The following is a 3,295-nucleotide window of genomic DNA, read 5'->3' as shown; positions in this document are numbered from 1 at the left end:
GGTGGCGTTCGACAGCGTGCACCGCTCCACCCGGCACAAGAGCGGGCTGGCCATGCGGTTCCCGCGCGTTCACCGCATCCGCTGGGACAAGCCGGCGCACGAGGCCGACCGCCTGCCGACGCTGGAGAGGATGGTGGTGGGGTAGGTCTTGCCCCCACCCCGCATCGATTACGGCCCCGACGACGACCGGGCGCTGGGGGAGATCAGGACGCGGCCGACGGTGCCGGTGCCGAGCAGGCGTTCGCAGATTTCGTCCAGGCGTTTGCGCAGCGCCTGACCGTTGACGATGCTGGCGCGCACGATCCAGCCCGCCTCGATCCCTTCATAAAAGGCGGCCATGGCGGCGTCGTGCAGGCGCGGCATCAACGCCTGGGCCGCGGGGAGCTTGGCCGGTTCGGCGAGTTCCAGCGTGACTTCGTAGGCCACGTACTTCTCGATCTGCCCCTGGTGGACCGACGGCACCATCAGCGGACGGATGCGCACCACCGCCGGCACGCCGCCGCCTTCCGCGGCAAGGGAGGTGGCCGGGACGGCAAGCATGGCGAAGACGAGGGCAAGGATCCGAAGAAGGCGCGGCATGCGCCATTCTACCTCCGAATCCGTGCACGACGGTGCGACGTTTTGCGTATCGCGTCAGGGCCAGGCGGCCTGGCGGCCGGCGGGGGAGATGAGGACGCGGCTGACGGCGTCCTTGCCGATCAGCCGCTGGCTCGCCTCCGAGATCTTCTGGCGGAAGGCGTTGGCGTTCACGATGTTGCCGCGGACGATCCAGCCTTCCTCGATGCCCTTGTAGATGACGGTCAGCACGCTGTCCTGCAGGCGCGGCTGCGCCGCCTGGGCCTGGGCCAGCATGGTGGCGTCGGCCAGCTCCAGCGTGATTTCCAGCTGGTTGTATTTCTCCACCTGGCCGTGCGCGACCACCGGCACCATAAGCGCCTTCAGCTTGATGGACGGCGGCAGCGCCGCAGCGCCCTCGGCCGCCGAGGCGGCGGACGGGACGGCGAGTGCTGCGAGCAGCGCTGCGACTGGGGCGAGGGCGGCGAGACGGCGGCGCATGCGCGGGGATCCGGACGGGAGGCGGGTTCCCATCCTTGTACCCGCGCCGGCACCGCCGATCAACCGGCCACGCCGGGGATCAGGCCGCCTTGCCGCTGACCTGCAGCGCCTTCTTGTTGACGTCGTTGATGGCCAGCTTGTTGAGCTTCTTGTCGGTCTCCTTCTCCTCGTTCAGCGTCTCTTCGAGGAGCTGGGCGACCTTGGTCAGGCCGCAGCCCTGGGCATAGGCGTGCAGCGTGCCGTAACTGGCGATCTCGTAATGCTCGACCTTCTGGGCGGCGGCGATCAGCGCGGCGTCGGTGACTTCCGGCGCCATGCCCATCTCCAGGATCTCGTTGGCCTCTTCGATCAGGCCCTGCATCGCCTCGCACGGCTTGCCGCGGGTGCGGGTGTCGAGTTCCTCGAAGATCTGCTCCAGCCGTTCGATCTGGCCCTTGGTCTGTTCGGCGTGCTCTTCGAAGGCGGCGCGCAGGGCTTCCGAGTTGACCTTCTTGGCCAGCTTCGGCAGCGCCTTCAGGATCTGCTTCTCGGCGTGATAAATGTCGCGCAGCTCTTCGATGAGGAGATCCTGCATCGTCTTGGCAGCCATCACGTTCTCCTTTTCATGATTGGTGGGTTCATGATTGGTGGGCGCCGGCCGGCGGGGTGCGGGGCGGCGCGTTGATCGGTGTGCGGCGATCCAACACCGCCGGAACCGGACGGGTTCCGGACGCGTTCGGGGGCCTGTCCTTCGGTCGGGACCGCCGCGCGACGGTCCGTTAAGGAAATGCGTGGTAGGCTGCACGGTGGATTGTCTGGGCCGCGCCGGGAGCGGCGGCTTTTGAGGAGTGTTGTGCGATGTCCGGCAGCGACGAAGAAGTCCTGCTCGAGTATCAGCGAGTGGGCGCCTACCTGAAGGCGATCGCCATCGATCCCAAGACGGGGACCGAGGTTTCGGTGGCCGGCCCGGCGACCGGCAGCCGCGTGCTGCTGACCCGCACCGCCATCAACAAGCTGAAGTTCGTCTTGCAGAAGAACGCCGCGGCGAAGAATCGCTGACCGGGCGTGCCGCAGCCGGGCAAGCATCGGCAGGCAACACGCGCCGGCACACAAGAATCGCGCCCACCGGACGGACCGGAGGGCGCGGGCGGAGTCTCTGGCTTCTGCTGATGGTGAGCAATGACTCCTGGCACCGGATCTGCGGGACCGGTCCGCGGTGAACTGCTCAGGAACCGACTGTAGGCCCGATTACGGTGAAGGACACTGGTGCATCGGAACTAATCCGAGTAGAACGGGCCGCAACGAACGATCGGGAGAGACACAGCATGCGATTCGCGTTGTCGACGGCCATTCTCGCGGTTTCCGCCGTGACTGCGTTCGGGGGCGCGGCGCTTGCCGCCGGACCGCTCTGCGTCAAGCCGGGGGTGCCGGCCTGCATGGACGATTCCCTGACCTTCGTCAGCGCCGACCGGATGACGGCCTGCCAGACCGATGTGAAGGACTACGTCGACCGCACCATGGCGTATCTGAAGTGTCTGGCGGACGAGAACGTCGCCACGGGGCAGGAACTGACGCGCAACGTCGACCGCTTCAACTGCCGCCTGTCGGGCGGAAAGAACTGCCGCTGAGCCCCGCGCCGCCGCGCGCGGCGGTGCCGTGGCCGTATCACGCACGCGAGCCGGCCCCGGCAACGGGGCCGGCTCGAATTGCGTCCGGCGGGCCGATCAGGACGCCTTGCGGCGGGTCTGGCGGCCGGAGCTGCGGCCGAGGCCGATTCGCTTGGCAAATTCCGAACGCTGCGCGGCGTAGTTGGGGGCGACCATCGGATAGTCCGGCGGAAGGCCCCACCGCGCCCGGTATTCGTCCGGCGACATGTTGTAGGTGGAGCGCAGGTGGCGCTTGAGCATCTTCAGCTTCTTGCCGTCTTCCAGGCAAACGATGTACTCGGGCGTCACGGACTTGCGGATGGGCACCGCCGGCTTCAACGGTTCGGCCGGAGTCTCGCGCGGACCGTTGTTGAGGCCCGTCAGCGAGGAGTACACGGTGTTGATCACCTCGGGAATCTGCTGGGCGGCCAACGCGTTCTTGCTGACATACGCCGAAACGATGTCCGCAGTCATGCGCAGCAGCGCGCTGTCGGGTGAATCGGGGCGGAGCGGGTCACTCATTGCCTAGTGTCCTGGAATTTTCGTTTTCGCGGTAGCAACCAAGTTGCATACCGTGATTTGGGTGTCAATATAAATCCGGCAAGTGGCAAATG

At 66.8% G+C, this 3,295-nt stretch carries 6 protein-coding genes; 2 read left to right on the top strand and 4 right to left on the bottom strand.

The features are described from left to right. Positions 1-168: 168 nt before the first annotated feature. From VED21_RS33420 to VED21_RS33410, 3 genes are all read right to left on the bottom strand, one after another. Entirely contained in the window at positions 169-579 is a 411-nt protein-coding gene (locus VED21_RS33420; protein WP_324890243.1) for a hypothetical protein, read from the bottom strand. Between the two features lie 54 nt (positions 580-633). Further along, positions 634-1,056 (bottom strand): hypothetical protein, encoded by a 423-nt coding sequence (locus tag VED21_RS33415; protein WP_324890242.1) that lies wholly within the window; start codon positions 1,054-1,056, stop codon positions 634-636. 79 nt (positions 1,057-1,135) lie between these two features. Then, entirely contained in the window at positions 1,136-1,645 is a 510-nt protein-coding gene (locus VED21_RS33410) for a ferritin-like domain-containing protein (protein ID WP_324890241.1), read from the bottom strand. Between the two features lie 248 nt (positions 1,646-1,893). Between VED21_RS33410 and VED21_RS33405 the strand changes: the two genes are divergently transcribed. Beyond that, positions 1,894-2,094 carry a DUF6898 family protein gene (locus VED21_RS33405; protein WP_324890240.1) on the top strand — a complete coding sequence of 67 codons (201 nt, stop codon included), beginning with the start codon at positions 1,894-1,896 and terminating at the stop codon, positions 2,092-2,094. Positions 2,095-2,471: 377 nt separating this feature from the next. Then, complete coding sequence (locus VED21_RS33400; protein ID WP_324890239.1) at positions 2,472-2,663, top strand: hypothetical protein; 192 nt, start codon at positions 2,472-2,474, stop codon at positions 2,661-2,663. 96 nt (positions 2,664-2,759) lie between these two features. Here the strand turns inward: VED21_RS33400 and VED21_RS33395 are convergent, their stop codons facing one another. Further along, positions 2,760-3,203 carry a MucR family transcriptional regulator gene (locus VED21_RS33395; RefSeq protein ID WP_324890238.1) on the bottom strand — a complete coding sequence of 148 codons (444 nt, stop codon included), beginning with the start codon at positions 3,201-3,203 and terminating at the stop codon, positions 2,760-2,762. Positions 3,204-3,295: the final 92 nt, after the last annotated feature.

It is taken from the genome of Azospirillum sp., assembly GCF_035627195.1.
In the GTDB taxonomy this organism is placed as follows: Bacteria; Pseudomonadota; Alphaproteobacteria; order Azospirillales; family Azospirillaceae; genus Azospirillum.
Note: the sequence above shows the minus strand (reverse complement) of the source record. Positions and strands in the feature narration are given on the sequence as shown.